The sequence below is a fragment of the Citrobacter freundii complex sp. 2025EL-00176 genome, assembly GCF_053309355.1.
Genome location: NZ_JBRYHT010000036.1, coordinates 1 through 703, shown reverse-complemented (window position 1 = coordinate 703; position 703 = coordinate 1). Strand labels below are relative to the sequence as shown.

The 703-nt window shown below is 53.6% G+C and carries 1 rRNA gene; it reads right to left on the bottom strand.

Going from position 1 to position 703, the window contains the following annotated elements:
• Positions 1–12 precede the first annotated feature (12 nt).
• Positions 13–703: ribosomal RNA gene (locus tag ACVXHP_RS24205) — 23S ribosomal RNA — on the bottom strand; the annotation flags it as partial.

Genomic DNA, 703 nt, shown 5'->3' with positions numbered 1-703 from the left:
CTTCGGCGTTGTAAGGTTAAGCCTCACGGTTCATTAGTATCGGTTAGCTCAATGTATCGCTACACTTACACACCCGACCTATCAACGTCGTCGTCTTCAACGTTCCTTCAGGAGACTTAAAGTCTCAGGGAGAACTCATCTCGGGGCAAGTTTCGTGCTTAGATGCTTTCAGCACTTATCTCTTCCGCATTTAGCTACCGGGCAATGCCATTGGCATGACAACCCGAACACCAGTGATGCGTCCACTCCGGTCCTCTCGTACTAGGAGCAGCCCCCCTCAATTCTCCAGCGCCCACGGCAGATAGGGACCGAACTGTCTCACGACGTTCTAAACCCAGCTCGCGTACCACTTTAAATGGCGAACAGCCATACCCTTGGGACCTACTTCAGCCCCAGGATGTGATGAGCCGACATCGAGGTGCCAAACACCGCCGTCGATATGAACTCTTGGGCGGTATCAGCCTGTTATCCCCGGAGTACCTTTTATCCGTTGAGCGATGGCCCTTCCATTCAGAACCACCGGATCACTAAGACCTGCTTTCGCACCTGCTCGAGCCGTCACTCTCGCAGTCAAGCTAGCTTATGCCTTTGCACTAACCTCCTGATGTCCGACCAGGATTAGCTAACCTTCGTGCTCCTCCGTTACTCTTTAGGAGGAGACCGCCCCAGTCAAACTACCCACCAGACACTGTCCGCAACCCGG